Source organism: Vibrio sp. OPT46 (genome assembly GCF_015163535.1).
Classification (GTDB): Bacteria; Pseudomonadota; Gammaproteobacteria; order Enterobacterales; family Vibrionaceae; genus Vibrio; species Vibrio alginolyticus.
Window position 1 is genome coordinate 1 of the sequence record NZ_JADDYG010000272.1, and the last position, 348, is coordinate 348.

Sequence of the window (348 nt, forward strand, 5' to 3'; positions counted from 1 at the left end):
CTTCATTTTTGGCGCGAGTATCAGAGTTTGATTATCTAGTAGAAACGAAAAACTGAGTCCCGACAATTTGTTAGGGCTCAGTTATGCTATTTTGTGTTGTGAGGTTGGAGCAATAGGTGAGTGTCAATATGTGTTCCTAGAAGAATAATGACTGCGATTTTTTCTTTTACGTGCGCCCACATCCGCAACATCGGACGCTTTGCAACAACCTCCGCCTTTGATCGGCCTACGTGAAAACATCACACCAATCGCGAGCATCGCAATACAACTTAGGAAAATAAGAACGGTAAGAACTAAAGTCATAACACCACCTCCTATAAATCGCTGTATTGTCATCTTTCTCCAATT

At 41.7% G+C, this 348-nt stretch carries 1 protein-coding gene; it reads right to left on the reverse strand.

The features are described from left to right. Positions 1–123: 123 nt before the first annotated feature. Positions 124–348 (reverse strand): hypothetical protein (locus IQR33_RS32925; RefSeq protein WP_228013875.1); only part of this gene is annotated, 225 nt, incomplete at its 5' end.